Source organism: Erythrobacter sp. QSSC1-22B, assembly GCF_001678665.1.
GTDB lineage: Bacteria > Pseudomonadota > Alphaproteobacteria > Sphingomonadales > Sphingomonadaceae > Qipengyuania.
This window is the reverse complement of sequence record NZ_LZRP01000001.1, coordinates 419,999-438,328: the sequence shown is the minus strand read 5'-3', so window position 1 is coordinate 438,328 and position 18,330 is coordinate 419,999. Positions and strand designations below refer to the sequence as shown.

The following is an 18,330-nucleotide window of genomic DNA, read 5'->3' as shown; positions in this document are numbered from 1 at the left end:
CAAGGAGAAGGGGGCCGGACCTGCGCCCGACCCCCTCGTGTGTTTAGTGACGCACTTGGCTCAGTTCACCGTCTTCGGGGGCAGAGCGCCATCCGAAACCTCGCTGTCCGCCGCTTCGTCGCCCGGGATCAGCCCGCGCGCCTCGAGCATCGGGGTGATGTCGGGCTGGCGCCCGGCGAAGTTCTCGAACATCTCGAAATAGTCCATCGTCCCGCCGCGGCTGAGCACGGTGGCGCGATAGTGATCGCCATTCTCGCGCGTCATCCCGCCGTTCTCGCGGAACCACTTGCGGCTGTCGCGATCGAGCATCTCGGTCCACAGATAGCTGTAATAGCCCGCGCTGTAGCCCGCGGGCGAGCTGAAGATGTGGTTGAAATAGGTGCTGCGATAGCGCGGCGGCACCAGATCGACCTCGAGCCCTACCTCCGAGAGCGACTGGCGCTCGAAGGCATCGACCTTGGCCGGGGTGTCGATCGCCCGCGCCTGTGCAGGGGTGAGCGCATGCCACTTCATGTCGAGCAGCGCCGCGGCCACCACTTCGCCGAAATCATAGCCCTGGTTGAACTTGGCTGCGGCTTCGATCTTGGCGATCATTTCGGCCGGGATGGTCTCGCCGGTCTCGTAGTGCTTGGCGTAGTTTGCCAGCACTTCGGGATCGGTCGCCCACATCTCGTGGACCTGGCTGGGATATTCGACGAAATCGCGCGCCGTCGCGGTACCCGACAGGCTCTCGTAGCGCTGGTCGGCGAAGAAGCCGTGCAGCGCGTGGCCGAATTCGTGGAACGCGGTGTTGACCCAGTCGAAGCTGACCAGCTGCGGTTCGCCCGCCGCCGCCTTGGGGATGTTGAGGACGTTGTAGATCACCGGGCTGGTGCCCCACAGATCGCTCTGCGAAACGAAATTGCTCATCCACGCGCCGCCACGCTTGGACTGGCGCTGGAACGGGTCGAAATAGAACAGACCCAGCTCGGAACCGTCGCGGTCGAACACCGTGTAGGTCCAGACATCGGGGTGATAGACCGGCAAATCGGTGCGACGCTCGAAGGTCAGCCCGTAGAGCTTTTCGGACATGTAGAAGATGCCGTCCTCAAGCACGTTCTCGAGCTGGAAATACTCCATCACCGCGTCGTCATCGAGGTCGTAGCGTTCGGCCTTGACCTGGTTGGCATAGCGATACCAGTCCCATGGCTTGACCTCGAAATTCTCGCCACCTGCCGCAATCACCTCGTTGAGCAGCGCGGCCTCGCGGCGCTGGGTTGCGGCGAGCGCGGGCACCATCTGGCCCATGAAGTCGAGCGCAGTCTTTGGGTTCTCGGCCATTCGGTCCCACATCGCATAGGTCGCCCAGTCGGGCTGACCGAACAGCGCGGCCTTTTCGGCGCGCAGCGCGGCGATCTCGGCGATCACCGAACGCGTGTCGAACCCGCGCTGGCCATCGGCGCGATGATAGCTGAGCATGAACAGCTTCTCGCGCACCGCCCGGTTTTCCAGGCTGGGGAGCACCGGCTGCTGGGTGGTGTTCTGCAGCGCGATCGCGAACTTGCCGGGCTGGCCCTTCTCGGTGGCGAGATCGGCGGCAGCCTGGATATCGGCATCCGACAGGCCGGCCAGCTCCTCGCGGGTGTCGACCACGAGCGGCTGGTCGCTCATCGACGAACGCACCTTCTGGCTCAGATCGGTCGTTACGGTGGAAAGCTGCGTGTTGATCGCCTTGACCCGCTCGCGCTGGGCGTCGGTCAGCAGCGCGCCGGCGTGGACCATGCCCTCATAGGTGTTCTCGAGCAGCGTCGCATCCTCGGGCGTCATCGCCATCGCTGCGCGGTTGTCGTAGACCGCCTTCACGCGCTCGAACAGCGCGGGGTTGAGCGTGATGCTGTCGGAATGCGCGGAGAGGACCGGGCTGATCTCGGTGTTGATTTCATCGAGCCGGTCGGTGGTGTTGGTGCCGGTCACCGCGAAGAACACATTGGCCACCCGGCCCAGCATCCGGCCCGACTTCTCGAGCTCGACGATGGTGTTGGCAAAGGTCGGCGCGGCGGGGTTCTGCACGATCGCCTCGACCTCGGCCTTCTGGATCGCCATGCCCTGTTCGAAGGCGGGGAGGTAATCATCCTCGGAGATCTGGGAGAAATCAGGGGTCAGGAACGGCAGCGTGCTGTCGGCGGCGAAATAGCCCGAGCCTTCGGGGATGGTCACGCCGGAATCGGCCTGCGCTCCGGGAAGCGGGCGATCCATCGTCTCTCCGGCGGTGGTGGTGGTGCAGCCGGCCAGCAGGGCAGCAGCGGCGGTCGTGGCCAGAATTTGGGCCTTCATATCGGTCTCCGGTTCAATTCACATTGGGTCGTATTTCGGGACGTGGGTGCGCCCACGGATCAAAAACGTTTAGACTGGCGCGCTTGAACAGGGGATTGCCAGCGAATGCAAGGGGCTGGCCCCGTTCGCCCGCCAGCCGCCGCGAAACGTCAGCCTTCGGGGACCACCTCGCCCTGCCGGCCCTGCGCCGCGCTCCTTGCCGCGTCGGCGGCCTCGGCGAGCGCCTGACGGTTGACCGTGACCAGCCGCGGGCGCCCGCCCTGCTGGTCCACCACCAGCCACAGCGAGCCCAGTTCGAAGAACCCGCCGCGTTCGGGGACCACGGTCATGTCCTTCAGATCGAGCCGTTCGAGCGTGCGCATCAACTCGGCGTCGAACACCTCCTCGGCCAGCGCCTCGGCGCGCGCCTCGTCGAGCTCCACGCGATTGCCCGCGCGGTCGATATAGAGCAGCGGGATGCCGACCTCGTCGAGCACGCGGCGGCTGTCGCCCGAGCGCGCGGCCTCGCGCAGCGCTTCGAGCGCGGCCTGGAACTGGCTCGGGCTGGTTCCGGTGGCGCAGGAAATCGCGCCACCATCGACCAGATCATGCGCGCGGTCGAAGGTGATGTCGCGCTGCTTCTGGTTCGACCACACCATCAGCAGGCAATCCTTCGGTGTCGCTTTGGTGGTGGCCGCCATCGCCTCCACGCGCTCGGGCGCAGGCTCACCCGCAGGCGAACAGGCGCAGCAGGCAAGCGCGAGCAGGGAGGGAAGGAGTGTGGGGCGGATCATCTCAGGCAAATCTGTAGCGCATTACGGGTTCATAGATCGATCCTCCCGGATCGAGCCGGCTTTCATACAAAAGGAAGGAATCGACCGGCCAAGGGTTCGAGTGGCAATCGGCGTTTTGCGCCAACCAGCCCTCGAGCGGAGCGGTCGCGCGGTTGAGCCGGGCAATGGTGATATGCGGCGCAAACTTGCGCGTCTCGGCGGGAAAACCCGCCCTGCGGCAGGCGCGCTCGACCCGGTTGCGCAGCACCATCAGTGGTTCGGATCGCGTAACGCCTGCCCAAAGAGTGTGTGGCACGCCCTTGCGCTCGAAATGGCCCACGCCGTCCAGCGCCAGCGCGAACGGCGGGGCCGAGACCGATTGCAGCGCCGCCATCAGATCGTCCACCTGCCGCGGATCGGCCTCGCCGAGGAAGCGCAGCGTGAGATGCAACTGGTCGTCGTCCTGCCAGCGCGCGCCATCCAGCGCCTCCATCCTGTCGATCATCTGATCGCGAATATCTCCCGGCGGACGGATGGCGATGAAGAAACGTGGCCCCATCGCGACATCCTATCATACATCGGAACGCGACGAGCCCGCTTCGCGCGGATCCTCGTAGGCGGCGTCGAGAAAGATCGAGGCACGCCGTTCGCTGCGAAATTCCAGCCCGCGCGCCACCCGGCCCGCGGCGTGGGTGTAGTCGAGTTCCGAGGCAATCCGCTCGTAATCGCCGGCATCGATCGCGGCGTTGAGGCGCGGGCTTTGCGATGCCGAGACATTGCCGCGCCCGACATTGTAAACGAGGTCGACCAGCGCATCGAATTCGTGCTGGAACAGCGGCAGATCGCCGATCAGATCGCGCACATGGCCCTCGGCCTCGGCGATATCGCCGTCGAGGAAGCGCAGCACCTGTGCCTTCGTCACGCGGTCGCCGACGCGCAGATTGTCCTGTGGCTCAATCAGATGGCCGACGCCCACGGTGGGGTAACCGGCGACATCGCGATAGACCACCTGCCGCACGCCCTCTTCTTGGATCAGCGCGGTCTTGAACTGCGCGCTGGTGGAAATCCGGCTGGCGTGGATGCGGTTCTGGGTGGGATCGTCGGACCCCATCACGAGGCTGTTCTCGCTGTTGTCGGATCCGAACCGCACCGACGAGGGTCCGGTAAAGGCCGCCAGCCCGACCGCGCCCGCGGTCAGCATGGCGGTTGCCCGCTGCCGCGCCGAGCGCGAGGGATTGACCCTGAACACCTTGCGCGCAGCCCGGCGCGCGCGGCGCAGATCGGCGGTCTCGCGGGGTTTCCCTGTCGAGGTGCTCGCGACGTTATCGCGGCCCGAGGTATCCCGATCGCTCGTTCCGTCGAGTGGGGTGTCGAGATCCTGCAGCATCCGCCGCACCCGGTCGCGGGCGTCGATGGATGTCCTTGCAGCACCAGGCTGCGCGGAAGGGTGTCGTTGGGTAGTGGAATCGGCGTCCGAGACGCTCGTATGGGTTGAACTGGACATCGGTGGCGTGTGCTCCGGCGTTTCTGCGTGTGGCGGCTCTGGCGTCCAACCCCCGCAAGCTGCGGGTTAGTCAGGCGAAAAAGCCCCCGTGGTTGTCTCTAGAACGGTTCGGATCGCGCATCGGTCCCGACGCGATGCTGAAGGCGCGGAGCTACGATTCAGGCTGCGGCCAAAATTGCGGCCAAAGTTGCGGCCCGAGTTGCGGCGCGTACTTCAGTTGCCACGCCGCGGAACCGCGCTTCGGCTGACCCGTAGCAGCGTCGGGCGCGCTGTTGCGCGCCGCGCCGCGCGTCCCCATCTCACCGGGGAACCGGGCGGCTCTCGCGCTTGACAACATCGAACACAACAGGAACACGCGCCCCATGGCACTCACCAAGATTTCAGTGCGCGGCGCGCGCGAACACAATCTCAAGGGCATCGACATCGATTTGCCGCGCGATGCACTGATCGTGATCACCGGGCTCAGCGGCTCGGGCAAGTCGAGCCTCGCCTTCGACACCATCTATGCCGAGGGGCAGCGGCGCTACGTCGAGAGCCTGAGCGCCTATGCGCGCCAGTTCCTCGAGATGATGCAGAAGCCCGATGTCGAACATATCGACGGGCTCAGCCCCGCGATCTCGATCGAGCAGAAGACGACCTCGCGCAACCCGCGCTCGACCGTGGCGACCGTCACCGAGATCTACGATTACATGCGGCTGCTGTGGGCGCGCGTCGGCACCCCCTATTCGCCCGCGACCGGTCTGCCGATCGAGGCACAGACCGTCTCCAACATGGTCGACCGGGTGATGGCGCTGCCCGAGGGCACGCGGCTCTACCTGCTCGCGCCGGCGGTGCGCGGGCGCAAGGGCGAGTACCGCAAGGAGCTGGCCGAATGGCAGAAGGCGGGCTTCACCCGCGTGCGGATCGACGGCGAGATCTACGAGATCGGCGAGGCGCCCGCGCTCGACAAGAAGCTCAAGCACGACATCGAGGTGGTGGTCGACCGGCTGGCGGTGAAGACCGGGCTCGAGACCCGGCTGGCGGACAGTCTCGAACAGGCGCTCAAGCTCGCCGACGGGCTCGCCTATGTCGATCTGGCCGATGGCGTGGTCCCCGGTCGCGAAGACGAAGCCGAGAGCGGCGGCGCGATGAAGGGCGCCGGGCTGGCCGCCAACCGCATCGTCTTCTCGGAGAAATTCGCCTGCCCGGTCAGCGGCTTCACCATCGAGGAGATCGAGCCGCGCCTGTTCTCCTTCAACGCCCCCCAGGGCGCCTGCTCGACCTGCGACGGGCTGGGCGAGAAGCAATTGTTCGACCCCCGGCTGGTGGTCCCCAACGAAGCGCTGAGCCTCAAGAAGGGCGCGGTGATGCCGTGGGCCAAGTCCAACCCGCCATCGCCCTATTATCTCCAGGTCCTCGCCAGCCTCGCCAAGGAGTACGGCTTCGACCTCACCACCGCGTGGCAGGACCTCGCCCCCGAACACCGGGAGATCATCCTCCACGGCACCAACGGTGCGCGGGTGCCGCTGACCTTCAAGGACGGGCGCAAGCAATACACCGTCAACAAGGCCTTCGAGGGGGTGATCGGCAATCTCAACCGCCGCCTGCTCCAGACCGAAAGCGCGTGGATGCGCGAGGAGCTGGCCAAGTTCCAGACCGCGCAGCCCTGCGAGGCCTGCGGTGGCAAGCGGCTCAACGACAAGGCGCTGGCGGTGAAGATCGCGGGGCTGGATGGCCCCACCGATATCGCCACCCCCACCAGGATGAGCGTCGCCGATGCCAAGGCGTGGTTCCTCGGGCTCGACGCGCATCTCACCCCCACCCACAGCCAGATCGCCCGCGCGATCCTCAAGGAAATCAACGAGCGGCTGGGCTTCCTCGACAATGTCGGGCTGGATTATCTAAACCTCGACCGAACTTCAGGTACCCTGAGCGGCGGCGAGAGCCAGCGGATCCGCCTCGCCAGCCAGATCGGCTCGGGCCTCTCGGGCGTGCTCTACGTCCTCGACGAGCCCAGCATCGGCCTCCACCAGCGCGACAACGACCGGCTGCTCGAAACCCTCAAGCGGCTCCGCGATCTCGGCAACACCGTCATCGTCGTCGAGCATGACGAAGATGCGATCCGCCAGGCCGATCATGTCGTCGATCTCGGCCCCGGCGCGGGCGTGCGCGGCGGCGAGATCGTCGCGCAGGGCACGCTCAAGCAGGTGCTGAAAGCCAAGAACTCGCTCACCGCCGACTATCTCACCGGGCGCCGCAAGATCGAGGTGCCGCCCAAGCGCCGCAAGGGCAATGGCAAGAAGCTCACCGTCCACGGCGCGCGCGCCAACAACCTCCAGAACGTCACCGCCTCGCTCCCGCTGGGCACCTTCGCCTGCGTCACCGGGGTCTCGGGCAGCGGCAAGTCCTCCTTCACCATCGACACGCTCTATGCCGCCGCCGCGCGCCAGCTCAACGGCGCGCGGATCATCGCGGGCGAACACGACAAGGTCACCGGGCTCGAACATTGCGACAAGGTGATCGAGATCGACCAGTCGCCGATCGGCCGCACGCCGCGGAGCAACCCTGCGACATACACCGGCGCCTTCACCCAGATCCGCGACTGGTTCGCCGGCCTCCCCGAGAGCCTCGCGCGCGGCTACAAGCCCGGGCGCTTCAGCTTCAACGTCAAGGGCGGCCGCTGCGAGGCGTGCCACGGCGACGGGCTGATCAAGATCGAGATGCACTTCCTCCCCGACGTCTACGTCACCTGCGAGCAATGCTCGGGCCGCCGCTACAACCGCGAGACGCTCGAGGTGAAGTTCAAGGGCCTCTCCATTGCCGATGTGCTCGACATGACGATCGAGGATGCCGAGGAATTCTTCAAGGCGGTCCCGCCGATCCGCGAGAAGATGCGGATGCTGGGCGAGGTGGGCTTGGGCTATGTCAAGGTCGGCCAGCAGGCGACGACGCTCAGCGGCGGCGAGGCGCAGCGCGTCAAGCTCGCCAAGGAGCTCGCGCGCCGCTCCACCGGGCAGACGCTCTATATCCTCGACGAGCCGACCACCGGGCTGCATTTCGAGGATGTCCGCAAGCTCTTGGAAGTGCTCCACCGGCTGGTCGACCAGGGCAATTCGGTGGTGGTGATCGAGCACAATCTCGATGTCATCAAGACCGCCGACTGGATCCTCGATCTAGGGCCGGATGGCGGCGTGCGCGGCGGCGAGGTGGTCGCGGAAGGGACGCCCGAGAAGGTGGCGAAGGAGAAGCGCAGCGTCACCGGGCATTATCTGGCGCCGATGCTGGCGCGGTAGTTTAGGTGGGGGGGGCTTACCTTTCGTCGCCCTGAGCCGACTTTCCTTCTTAACCTTCTGCCTGACCGCTTGCCTGATAGACTTGTTCGCAGTTGCCTGTTGACCCATGCGCTGCGAGCTACGGATTCAGGAAATTCGATTAGTAGTGGGCGAAACCAATCAGTATCGTTCGTCAGCAAATAGGGAGAGTTGGACTGGTAAAAACCGGCTGCTGCTATCTTCTAGACGCCGAAAATATTCATTATACCCTGAGAAATGATCTAAATAGGTGGTATAGAAAGCAGCTTTCTCTTGGCGGACCAGATCATCCCACTCGTACTGAGGCGCGGCTGATTTTAAAAATTGAATGAGCTTAGGTCCCGGATACGCCTCCCAAGCGAAAAGCCTCCGCAATGCGCGAATTAAATTGCCTTGATGGGAAGCAGTTTCAGCAACATTGACTTCTAAAAATCCTCGGGCGATATCTTCTAAATAATTCTCTTTGAAGTATGTTTTGCTATCTTTCGTCGAGTAAACAACTGCATCCCAGTTAAAGAACGTGCTATTCGGCAAGTCTTTGATAGATGAAACCGGCACATTGGCGTGTGTTCTAGCCCACGTTGTGGATAGTGCCCAAAAATCGACTTTGTAGTGATCAGTTTTTAATCCAAATCCACCAAAGCGATTTTCTTTGGCGCTAAGCTTTTTTGCAACCGCAGCAACGGCGCTCGGCGAACCTTGGATGACAAGATCCATGTCCGATATAGGCCGCTTATCCACTCCATATCGGATAATGTCCCGTACAAGACCTCCTATGATCGCAACTTCACCGACCTCCTCAAGAGGGTTTAATATCTGCTTTCGCAATTCGCGCATCGCAGGAGTATCGGTCGCAATAAATCTCTTTAAGCGTTTTGAAATATCACTTTTTCTTTGGGTGGTTGTACGGGTTCGCCCCACGCTACGCATTTTCATGTTCAAGCCCGCGCAAATTTCCTTCGGAATTTAAAGTTTGATGAAGATTCATGGTGAAGCTGTCGGTCATACCGGCGAGCATGTCGGTAAGCAGCCTGCATTCGTAGTATGTCCGCATTCCAGGTGTTGCGTTATCAAAAGCTTTTGAACCAACCTCTTTATAATTTTCGCTCAGAAGGGACCAACCGTAGGCTGCTTTTTCCGAGCGTCGGCTATCAAGTATGTTTTCATCTTCTCGGCTTTTGATAGCGTGCCAAAAAAATGACATAAGCTCGGAAATAGCGCCTGCACCATTCGCTTCAACGCGAGTAACCTCTACGCTAGAGAATGCGTGCTCTCGTGCTATTTTCTTAAGTCGCTTGCACAGCTTAGAATCATCCAGCAGGCCTAACGCCCCATCGCACGATTTTATTTGAACTTCTTGACTCTGGTATGACTTCACTGCCTCATCTATTAACTGATCAATTAGTCTTGTTCTCAGATAACTCGTCTTAATTTCACGAGATTCTGAGACTGAGACAGGCTTGCGTTCGTCCACATGCCCAAAGTCGGCCTTTAAAAGCGCACAAACGTCACCAGAATATTCCCGAACATCACTCTTAAGAATAAAGCGCACGTCGTCTGGAGATATAATCCCCTTTTTAATAGCGTCTTCGACATCTAGAACAGAATAAGCAATATCGTCTGCGGCTTCCATTATCCATGCAAGGGGATGCCTCTGACCTTCAGTAAGGCCCGTATTTTTCCAGATAAGGTTCATTGAATCGATTTCCGATTCAAAAAATCCATATTTTTTATTTTCAGGCATAGATCCGGTTCTGTCGCAAGGAACGGGATACTTTATAAGAGCCGCTAAAGTTCCGCACGTCAGATCTAATCCAGCATTTCCCACTCCTTGCTGGAGACGAGTGAGTATTCGGAAGGTCTGTGCGTTTCCTTCAAATTTGATAAATTCGTTATGTAATCGAATTGGAATTTGATCTAAAATGCTCTTTCTTGCATTGAACCAGTTCGCAATCGCTTTTTCACCTTGGTGCCCAAATGGAGGATTGCCCAAATCGTGTGCAAGACCGATACTCTGCAAGATCGCGAGCACCTCAGTAATCGAGACGTCTGAACCTTGTACGTTAAAACGATGCTTTTGATGGTGAAGGCGAGCGCCGATTGAGCGGGCAAGGTTCGCTACTTCGTGAGAGTGCGTAAGTCGGGTTCGAACCGAGTCGTTCGGTTCGAGGGGAAACACTTGGGTCTTATCAGCTAAGCGCCGTACGGGTGATGAGAACAATAAGCGATCGAAGTCCCGTTGGAAGGCCGAGCGATGCTCCTTCCGGTCCGTTGAACCTGAATGCGCGAGGCGGTCATCTTTTAGATTCGCACTTTTTCCAATTCGATATTCTGACCACAAACTGCCCATAAAATGCGCCTCCAACCAACCCGTCAAATAGCAGAAATTCTCGACTGTGCCAGTCACTCGGAACCCTTGATTCGTGTTGGTTCGTAGCGTGCATGCCTCTGCTGATTTGCCTTTCCTACAGACCCCCACATGCCATAAATGGTTCGATTCGTTCATCCCCACGGAGACGGATCATGGCAGACCATCCTTTTGTTTTCGCCTCAGGCGCCGGCGTGCGCATCCGCGCACTTGGCTGGCGGCCTAGCCGGCCGGCGCGCGGTCGCGCTTGCGAGCCCTGCGGGCTCGGACTTGCGCTCTCCACTGGCGGTCTGCCTCTCATTGGCACGGGAGGGGTGGCATGACCGACACCCCCGACAGCTTCGACCAATTCTCCATGCCGGGCGAGATCCCCGATTCCGGCCCAGATTCCGGCCCAGATTACGGCGTCCCCACGCAGGACTGGTTGTCGCGCGGGCTCAGGCACCGCGCCGGGCGGGGGTGGGAGGCGGCGCGGTCCGGCGCGGCTGCCGGTGATCATGCCGGCGATCCTTACCCCACCAGCGCCGCGCTGCAGGCGCAGCGGGTGGACCAGATTCGCGGGGGCAGCTCGACGCAAGCGCACTGGCCCGCGGGCTGGCAGCCCGGCGATCCGCCGCGCGTCATCGTGCTCGATGCCGGTCCCGGTGCGGATGGCCCGTTCGGCTCGCTGGCCGATCCCGCGACATTCGGGCCTGCGCAGCAGGTGCGGTTTCTCGATGCGCTGAGCCTCCACGGCAATGTCCGTGCCGCGGCGGCGCGGGTCGGGGTCAGCCGCGACACCGTCTATCGCATCCGCCGCCGCGAGCCCCGCTTCGCCAATCTGTGGGACGCGGCGCTGGTCCATGCCCGCGCCGCGGGCGAGGCCGAGCTGGCGAGCCGCGCCTTCGACGGGGTGGCGACCCCGGTGTTCGTCCGCGGCGAGCATGTCGCCACCTGGCGGCGCCACGATCCGCGCTACCTGCTGGGCCACCTCGCGCGGCTCGACCGGCGGCTCGGTGCGGGCGGGGTCGCGGAGCAGGAGGTGCGGGGCCGCGCCGAGGCCGAGGCACGGGCGGGGCGGTTCGACGAGCTGCTCGCGGTGCTTGCCGGGCATGCGATGCCCGAGGAATTCGCCCCCGCTTGCGAGATCGACGCCGAGATGGCGGCGGAGGATTGCGAGAATGGCAGTCGGGCCGACGATGCGCCCGCAGTGCCGCATTGCGCGGATCTGCCGCCGACCGGGACGGCGGTCTACGCGCTCGCCTGCATGCAGGCGCTCGAGGCGCTGGATGCCGCGGTGGCGGCCGGAAAGACCGCATACGAGGACCCCGAAGCGCGCAACCGCGCCGATGTCCAGGCCGTGGACCGCGCGACCGCGAAGGCGCTGGCGCAGCTCGAGCAGTGGCAGGCCGAGGGGCACGCGCTGGTCGACCTTGTGCTGGCCGGGGGCGGGGTGGGGCCCGTGGAGGAGGGCTTGGAGGCAGCCAGGGGCGCGCAGGGCGACGCGGACGCAGAGGAAATGCCTATGGAATACAAGAGCATGGCGCTGGGTTTCGCCAGCGGGGCCCGGGAGTCCGATCGCGATTCCGGGGGAGTGTCAGATGTGTCAGCCCGGGTGGGCGATCAGCTCACCAGTTCGAGCTCGACGGTGCCGTGCCCGCGGTTGACCAGCCCGATCTGCTGCGCGGCGGCGCGCGAGAGGTCGATCGTGCGGTTGCGCGAGAACGGGCCGCGGTCGTTGATCCGCACCGTGACTGCCTTGCCGCTGCGCGGATCGGTCACGCGGACCTCGCTGCCGAACGGCAGGGTGCGATGCGCCGCGGTGAGCGCGTGCATGTCGAAACGCTCGCCGCTGGCGGTGCGGCGGCCGTGGAACTTGGCGCCGTAATAGGAGGCGACGCCGCTGCCCAGCGACTGCGTGTCGTCTTCGGCTTCGACGGTCGGTTCGGGAGCGGGCGGCACGGCCTGCACCACGGGGCTGGATTCGAAACGGATCGGCGCTGCCGGCCCCTCGACGGTGTGATCGACCGGAGTGGCGGCGCTGGCCGGAACCGCGATGGCGGCGGCCAGAAAGAAGAGCTTGAAACTGCGATGGGACAAAAGCGTTCCCTCCAATTGTTGCGGGAACTCTCTAGCCCATTGTGCGTGCCTGTGCCGGAGCCCCGGCGGCAACTGCCCCATTGCCGCCACAGTTCGTCGTGCTTTGGCACGCGCGCAACGCTGCGCAGCGCGGTTTTCGTTTTCCTGCGGCCGGCCCAGCCGGCATGAAGGGAGACCGATTCGCTGGCCCGCGCAATCGAATGGCATGAGGACGGGTACCCGGCGGGGATCGGGTGAATGGCTTCACCGTGCGATCGGCAGGCACCAAACAAAATGGGGCCGGCATTGCTGCCGACCCCACTCTCACCGATGCGTGGTCCCGTCGAAACGGGCGCTTGGCATCCGGCGGTTTCCCGGTCGCGCACCGAAGCGCGCGGTCAGGTCCGTCGCCGGCGCTCGCACCGGCATCCGGAAACACCCTCCTGTCATCTCGCCTGGCCGTTCCGGAGCGAACTCCTTCACACACCCTGCGGGAAAACCCTCGACAGGCATCTCCGCAACCGGACTTCCCGCATGGTCGGAGCCTTGAACATCGGCCTCGCTTCGGATCAGGGATCCTCCGCAATGCCTCCGCGGGCATCCGACCGGTCGGCCCGGCCCATGGTGAAACAACTTGCGCGCATCTGTCATCGACTGCCGAGGCTGCAGACAGAAGTCCTTGCACTCGACCATCTCGGGACACGCGTGGACAGGTTTCGCCACGTCTTTCCGGCTTGGATTTGTCGAGCGATTTCAGACCTTTCGGCCCTTCATCTCTCGGCGTTTCCGCCCCGTTCCGATGTCTTGAACCTGCGCTCGGGCGGACGTTTCAGCAAGCGTTCCAGGCCCGGCTTATCCACCGCGCCCCGTTTTCGCTGTGGACGCGAGTGGATAAGTCAACGGTTCGTCGCACAACCAACCTTGGCTGCACCGAACTTGAAACATTCTTGCAGAGTTTGCTGGATTACCCCGCCGAGCGATCGCGTTGCGCGAGCAGCCTGAGTCGCAGCGCGTTGAGCTTGATGAAGCCCTCGGCGTCTTTCTGGTCGTAGGCGCCCGCATCGTCCTCGAAGGTGACATGCGCTTCCGAATACAGAGAATTCGGCGATTTGCGCCCGACCACGCTGGCGGTTCCCTTGTAGAGCTTGAGCCGGACGGTGCCGCTGACCTTCTCCTGGCTGAGATCGACCGCCGCCTGCAGCATCTCGCGCTCGGGGCTGAACCACAAACCATTGTAGATCAGCTCGGCATAGCGCGGCATCAGCTCGTCTTTGAGATGCGCCGCGCCGCGGTCGAGCGTGAGCTGCTCGATCCCGCGATGCGCGCGGGCGTAGATCTCGCCGCCGGGGGTCTCGTACATCCCGCGCGATTTCATGCCGACGAAGCGGTTCTCGACCAGATCGAGCCGGCCGATCCCGTGGCGCCGGCCGAGCTCGTTGAGCGCGGTCAGCAGCGCGGCGGGGCTCAGCGCCTCGCCGTTCAGACCCGTCCCATCGCCGCGCTCGAACTCGATGGTGATGTACTCGGGCGTATCCGGCGCCTGCTCGGGATGCTCGGTGCGCGAATAGACATAGTCGGGGGTCTCCTCCCACGGGTCCTCGAGCACCTTGCCCTCGGAGGAGGTGTGCAGCAGGTTGGCGTCGGTGGAGAAGGGGCTCTCGCCGCGCTTGTCGCGCGGGATGGCGATCTGGTGCGCCTCGGCCCAGGCGATAAGCGCGGTGCGGCTGGTCAAATCCCATTCGCGCCACGGGGCGATGACTGTGATGTCGGGGTCGAGCGCATAGGCGGACAGTTCGAAGCGGACCTGGTCGTTGCCCTTGCCGGTGGCGCCGTGCGCGATCGCATCGGCGCCGGTCTCGTGCGCGATCTCGACCAGCCGCTTGGAGATCAGCGGGCGGGCGATGCTGGTGCCGAGCAGATAGTCGCCCTCGTAACGGGCGTTGGCGCGCATCATCGGGAAGACGAAATCGGCCACGAACTCCTCGCGCAGGTCCTCGATGAAGATATTGGCGTCGGGGATGCCCATCGCGCGGGCCTTGTCGCGCGCCGGCTCGATCTCCTCCCCCTGGCCGAGATCGGCGGTGAAGGTCACCACCTCGCAGCCGCGCTCGACGCTCAGCCATTTGGCGATCACCGAAGTGTCTAGCCCGCCCGAATAGGCGAGGACGACTTTGCTGGCGGCGGGGGTGCTGGGCATGAGAGGCAATTCCTGAAATACCGGCCTGCAAGCGAGGCCCGGGGTGCGCGCGACCCGTTACCAGCGCGCGGCGCGACCGGCAATCCACGCGGAGCGTCGATGGCCTGCGAAACATTTGCGCGGTTCAAGCGCTGCTATATCTCGAAAGGAACCACAGCATGGCAGCACGCGCCTATTGGCAAGGCCAGATCCGTCTGGCGCTGGTCTCGATCCCGGTCGAGCTTTATTCCGCCACCAAGTCGGGAGCCAAGATAAGCTTCCGCCAGATCCACGAGCCCTCGGGCAAGCGGATCGCCTACGACAAGGTCGTGGCCGGCGTCGGACCGGTAGACCGCGACGAGATCGTCAAGGGTTACGAATTGTCGAAAGGCAATTACGTTTTGCTCGAGGACGACGAGATCGAGGCGGTCAAGGTCGAGAGCAAGCGGACGCTGGAACTGGTCCAGTTCGTCGATGCTCACGAGATCGACGCGCTCTATTACGAAAAGCCCTATTATGTCGTCCCCAGGGACGAGCTTGCCGAGGAAGCTTTCATCGTGCTGCGCGATGCGCTGCGCAAGGCGGGCAAGGTCGGGCTCGGACAATTGTCGGTCCGCGGCGCGGAGAAGCTGGTCGCGCTAAAGCCCTGCGGCAAGGGGCTGCTCCTCGAGACGCTGCGCTATGCCGACGAGGTCCGCAAAGGGCAGGCCTTCTTTGGCGAGATCGGCGACGACGAGCCAGACGAGGACCTGCTCGATCTCGCGACCAGCCTGATCGACAAGAAGACCGCGCCCTTCGACGCTGGCGAGTTCGAGGATCGCTATGCGCAGGCATTGCGCAAGCTGATCGACAAGAAGGCCAAGGCCAAGGACGGCAAGCGCATCCTCGAAGAGGTCGACGAGCCCGCCAGTGGCGCCGGCGGCAATGTCATCGATCTGATGGCGGCGCTGAAGAAATCGGTCGCGGACGAAAAGGGTTCGGCGAAATCCAAGACCGCCAAGCCAGCCGCCGGGAACAAGAAAACCGCCTGATCCGATGGCGCCCCCCGATCCCCTTGCCAGCTACAATGCCAAGCGCGATTTCGCGAAGACCGCCGAACCGTCGGGCGAACCCGAGCCGAGCGCGGGCGGCGATCTGTTCATCGTCCAGAAGCACGATGCGACGCGGTTGCACTGGGATCTGCGGCTCGAGATCGACGGGGTGCTCAAGAGCTGGGCGGTGACCAAGGGGCCATCGCCCGACCCCGACATCAAGCGGCTGGCGGTGCGGACCGAGGATCACCCGATGTCCTATGCCGAGTTCGAGGGGACGATCCCGAAGGGCGAATATGGCGGCGGGACGGTGATGCTGTGGGATCGCGGAACCTGGGCGCCGATCGCAGGCAAGAGCGCCTCTGATATTGACAAGGGCCATCTCCACTTCTGTCTCGAGGGCGAGCGGATGCGCGGCGAATGGCTGCTGATCCGGTTGAAGAAGAAGCCCGGCGAGAAGCGCGAGAACTGGCTGTTGCGCAAGCTTCAGGACGATCACGCGCAGGAGGGCGATGCGCTGGTGCAGCGCGAGCTGACCAGCGTGCTGACCGGGCGGGCAATGGCGGAGATCGCGGCTGACTCAAAGGGCGAATACAAGCTCGCAGGCAAGAAGGACGAAGCCTTCCTCGCGCAGATGGAAAAGGCCTCTTCGCGCAATTCCGCCAGGACCAAGCCAAAGCGCAAGAGGGGCAAGCCCGCCGCACTGCCCAAATTCCGCAAGCCGCAACTTGCGACGTTGGTGGATGCGGTGCCGGCTGGCAATCGCTGGATGCACGAGATCAAGTTCGACGGCTATCGCGCGCTTATCGCGGCGCGGGGCGAGGAGGTGCGGGTCTACACCCGCAACGGCAAGGACTGGACCGACAAGTTCGGCCCGCTGGTCGAAGCTGTCGCTGCGCTCGATCTGCCCAGCTGCCTGATCGACGGCGAGATCGTCGCCAACGATGCTGCGGGCAATCCCGATTTCTCCGCGCTGCAAGCGGTGCTGAAGCGTGGGCAGGGCGAGCAGGGCAAAGACGATGCACTGATCTTTCACGCATTCGACCTGCTTGAGCTCGATGGCGAGGATCTGACCGACCTGCCCAATGTGGAGCGCAAGGAACGGCTCGAGGCGCTGCTCGGCGATGCGCCGCCGCCGCTGCATGTCGCCGATCATGTCATCGGCGCGGGCGAGAAGCTCTACCGCGCGATGTGCGGCGCGAGCCAGGAAGGGATCATCTCCAAGACTATCGATGGCCGCTACGCCTCGCGCCGGTCCAAGGCCTGGGTGAAGGTCAAATGCACGCGGCGGCAGGAATTCGTGGTGATCGGCTGGAAGGCCTCCGCCGCCAAGGCGCGCCCCTTTGCTTCGCTGCTGCTGGCGCAGCACAAGGAGGGGGAACTGGTCTACAAGGGCAATGTCGGAACCGGGTTCTCGCAGGACGACATGGCGGAACTGGCGGCCAGACTGAAGCGGCTGGAGCGCAAGACCCCGCCCGCCGAGGTCGACAAGGTCTCGAGCCGCAAGGTGACCTGGGTTACCCCCAACCTTGTGGCCGAGATCGGCTTTGCCGAATTCACTGCCGGAGGGAACATCCGCCACGGCAGCTTCCTCGGCCTGCGCGGCGACAGGCCCGCCGAGGCAGTGACGCCCGAGATCGCCGAAGCGGCGCCGCAGCCTGCAGCCGTGGTCGCGATCAGCAGCCGCGAGCGGGTCATCTTCCCCGACAGCGGCCAGACCAAGGGAGAACTGGCCGATTATTACGAGGCGATCGCGCCGGTCATGCTGCCGTTCGCGGGCGAGCGCCCGATCAGCCTGGTGCGCTGTCCGCAGGGGCGGGCGAAGAAGTGCTTTTTCCAGAAACACGACAGCGGCGCTCTGGGCGATGCGGTGCATGCCGTGGCGATCACCGAGAAGGACGGCGGCAGCGAGGATTACTTGTTTGTCGAGGACGCGCGCGGGCTGCTGCAATGCGTCCAGATGGGGACGATCGAGTTCCACGGCTGGGGTTCGCGCAGCACTGCGGTCGAGCTGCCCGACCGGATGGTGTTCGATCTCGACCCCGACGAGGGGCTCGATTTTGGCAATGTGAAGAGCGCCGCGACCGATATTCGCGATCGGCTCGCCGATCTCGGGCTGGTAAGCTTTGCAATGCTTTCGGGCGGCAAGGGTATCCATGTGGTGGTGCCGCTGACGCCGGGACACGGTTGGGCCGCGCACAAGGATTTCTCGCGCCGCTTCGCCGAGGCATTGAGCCTCGCCGAACCCGACCGTTTCACCGCGACGATGAGCAAGGCCAAACGAAAGGGCAAAATCTTCATCGACTGGCTGCGCAACCAGCGCGGCAGCACCGCGGTGCTGCCCTATTCGGCGCGCGCGCGCAGCGGCGCGCCGGTGGCGGCGCCGATCGCCTGGAACGAGCTCAAGACCATCGAGGATGCCAGGCTGTTCACGATCGGCGATGCGAAAAAACTGGTGGATCGCGCGGCGAGCAAATCGCTCGGCGGCTGGGGCTTCGCGAGCCAGAAATTGCCCGACCTGTAAGGCGCCTCAGCGCAGCTGGCTGTCCTTGCTGCCGCGGCGGTTGATCCCCGAGGCGCGGGCGCTGGAATCCACTCCGGACTGGCAAGCGACGCAGCGTTTTACCCCGGGCAGGGCTTCGCGCCGCCGCTCGGGGATTTCCTCGCCGCATTCGACGCACCATTGCTCGCTTTCGCCGACCGGCATTCCCTCGCGCGCGGCCTTGACCGCGTCGGAGATGGTGTCGTCGATCTGATCCTGAACGGCGCCGTCGCGCGCCCAACCACCGGCCATGTTGCTTAGTCCTGCTCGCTATCCTGGAGGACAGAATGTGGTGG

The 18,330-nt window shown here is 63.7% G+C and carries 12 protein-coding genes; 3 read left to right on the top strand and 9 right to left on the bottom strand.

The features are described from left to right. Positions 1 to 60: 60 nt before the first annotated feature. The 4 genes from A9995_RS02015 to A9995_RS02000 all read right to left on the bottom strand — a co-directional run bounded on the left by A9995_RS02015 (position 61) and on the right by A9995_RS02000 (position 4,452). Complete coding sequence (locus A9995_RS02015) at positions 61 to 2,313, bottom strand: M3 family metallopeptidase (RefSeq protein ID WP_067608415.1); 2,253 nt, start codon at positions 2,311 to 2,313, stop codon at positions 61 to 63. A gap of 149 nt (positions 2,314 to 2,462) precedes the next feature. Next, positions 2,463 to 3,086, bottom strand: coding sequence for a hypothetical protein (locus A9995_RS02010; protein WP_067608412.1), 624 nt, complete (start codon positions 3,084 to 3,086; stop codon positions 2,463 to 2,465). 1 nt (position 3,087) lies between these two features. After that, positions 3,088 to 3,624: an RNA 2',3'-cyclic phosphodiesterase gene (thpR, locus tag A9995_RS02005; RefSeq protein WP_067608408.1), complete on the bottom strand. Its 537-nt coding sequence runs from the start codon at positions 3,622 to 3,624 to the stop codon at positions 3,088 to 3,090. A gap of 12 nt (positions 3,625 to 3,636) precedes the next feature. Next, positions 3,637 to 4,452 carry a lysozyme gene (locus tag A9995_RS02000; protein ID WP_233998046.1) on the bottom strand — a complete coding sequence of 272 codons (816 nt, stop codon included), beginning with the start codon at positions 4,450 to 4,452 and terminating at the stop codon, positions 3,637 to 3,639. A gap of 479 nt (positions 4,453 to 4,931) precedes the next feature. Here A9995_RS02000 and uvrA point away from each other — a divergent pair, with 479 nt between their 5' ends. Next, the gene (gene uvrA, locus A9995_RS01995; protein ID WP_067608404.1) at positions 4,932 to 7,841 is read left to right on the top strand and encodes an excinuclease ABC subunit UvrA; all 2,910 of its coding nucleotides are present in this window, start codon (positions 4,932 to 4,934) and stop codon (positions 7,839 to 7,841) included. Between the two features lie 159 nt (positions 7,842 to 8,000). On the opposite strand, the gene A9995_RS16465 is transcribed toward uvrA, so the two are convergent. From A9995_RS16465 to A9995_RS01985, 4 genes are all read right to left on the bottom strand, one after another. Beyond that, entirely contained in the window at positions 8,001 to 8,795 is a 795-nt protein-coding gene (locus A9995_RS16465; RefSeq protein ID WP_145916764.1) for a hypothetical protein, read from the bottom strand. Then, complete coding sequence (locus A9995_RS15850; protein WP_168157306.1) at positions 8,782 to 10,266, bottom strand: deoxyguanosinetriphosphate triphosphohydrolase family protein; 1,485 nt, start codon at positions 10,264 to 10,266, stop codon at positions 8,782 to 8,784. Before A9995_RS15850 ends, A9995_RS16465 begins: the two co-directional genes overlap by 14 nt. Before the next feature lie 1,563 nt (positions 10,267 to 11,829). Then, positions 11,830 to 12,387: a septal ring lytic transglycosylase RlpA family protein gene (locus A9995_RS15840; RefSeq protein WP_082992406.1), complete on the bottom strand. Its 558-nt coding sequence runs from the start codon at positions 12,385 to 12,387 to the stop codon at positions 11,830 to 11,832. Positions 12,388 to 13,249: 862 nt separating this feature from the next. Next, positions 13,250 to 14,482: an argininosuccinate synthase gene (locus tag A9995_RS01985; protein ID WP_067608398.1), complete on the bottom strand. Its 1,233-nt coding sequence runs from the start codon at positions 14,480 to 14,482 to the stop codon at positions 13,250 to 13,252. Positions 14,483 to 14,640: 158 nt separating this feature from the next. Here A9995_RS01985 and A9995_RS01980 point away from each other — a divergent pair, with 158 nt between their 5' ends. Both A9995_RS01980 and ligD read left to right on the top strand, forming a co-directional pair. Beyond that, positions 14,641 to 15,492, top strand: a complete 852-nt coding sequence (locus tag A9995_RS01980) for a Ku protein (protein WP_067608396.1) — start codon at positions 14,641 to 14,643, stop codon at positions 15,490 to 15,492. Between the two features lie 4 nt (positions 15,493 to 15,496). Further along, positions 15,497 to 18,016: a DNA ligase D gene (gene ligD / locus A9995_RS01975; RefSeq protein ID WP_067608393.1), complete on the top strand. Its 2,520-nt coding sequence runs from the start codon at positions 15,497 to 15,499 to the stop codon at positions 18,014 to 18,016. Between the two features lie 6 nt (positions 18,017 to 18,022). Here ligD and A9995_RS01970 read toward each other — a convergent pair whose 3' ends face one another. Then, positions 18,023 to 18,286 (bottom strand): DksA/TraR family C4-type zinc finger protein, encoded by a 264-nt coding sequence (locus A9995_RS01970; protein ID WP_067608390.1) that lies wholly within the window; start codon positions 18,284 to 18,286, stop codon positions 18,023 to 18,025. Positions 18,287 to 18,330 lie beyond the last annotated feature (44 nt).

Excerpts from the sequence above, each read along its gene's own strand:
- A9995_RS01970 (WP_067608390.1), bottom strand. The coding sequence starts at position 18,286 with ATGGCCGGTGGTTGGGCGCGCGACGGCGCCGTTCAGGATCAGATCGAC.
- A9995_RS02015 (WP_067608415.1), bottom strand. The coding sequence starts at position 2,313 with ATGAAGGCCCAAATTCTGGCCACGACCGCCGCTGCTGCCCTGCTGGCC.
- ligD (WP_067608393.1), top strand. The coding sequence starts at position 15,497 with ATGGCGCCCCCCGATCCCCTTGCCAGCTACAATGCCAAGCGCGATTTC.
- uvrA (WP_067608404.1), top strand. The coding sequence starts at position 4,932 with ATGGCACTCACCAAGATTTCAGTGCGCGGCGCGCGCGAACACAATCTC.
- A9995_RS02010 (WP_067608412.1), bottom strand. The coding sequence starts at position 3,086 with ATGATCCGCCCCACACTCCTTCCCTCCCTGCTCGCGCTTGCCTGCTGC.
- A9995_RS15840 (WP_082992406.1), bottom strand. The coding sequence starts at position 12,387 with ATGGGGCAGTTGCCGCCGGGGCTCCGGCACAGGCACGCACAATGGGCT.
- thpR (WP_067608408.1), bottom strand. The coding sequence starts at position 3,624 with ATGGGGCCACGTTTCTTCATCGCCATCCGTCCGCCGGGAGATATTCGC.
- A9995_RS02000 (WP_233998046.1), bottom strand. The coding sequence starts at position 4,452 with ATGCTGCAGGATCTCGACACCCCACTCGACGGAACGAGCGATCGGGAT.
- A9995_RS16465 (WP_145916764.1), bottom strand. The coding sequence starts at position 8,795 with ATGAAAATGCGTAGCGTGGGGCGAACCCGTACAACCACCCAAAGAAAA.
- A9995_RS01980 (WP_067608396.1), top strand. The coding sequence starts at position 14,641 with ATGGCAGCACGCGCCTATTGGCAAGGCCAGATCCGTCTGGCGCTGGTC.
- A9995_RS01985 (WP_067608398.1), bottom strand. The coding sequence starts at position 14,482 with ATGCCCAGCACCCCCGCCGCCAGCAAAGTCGTCCTCGCCTATTCGGGC.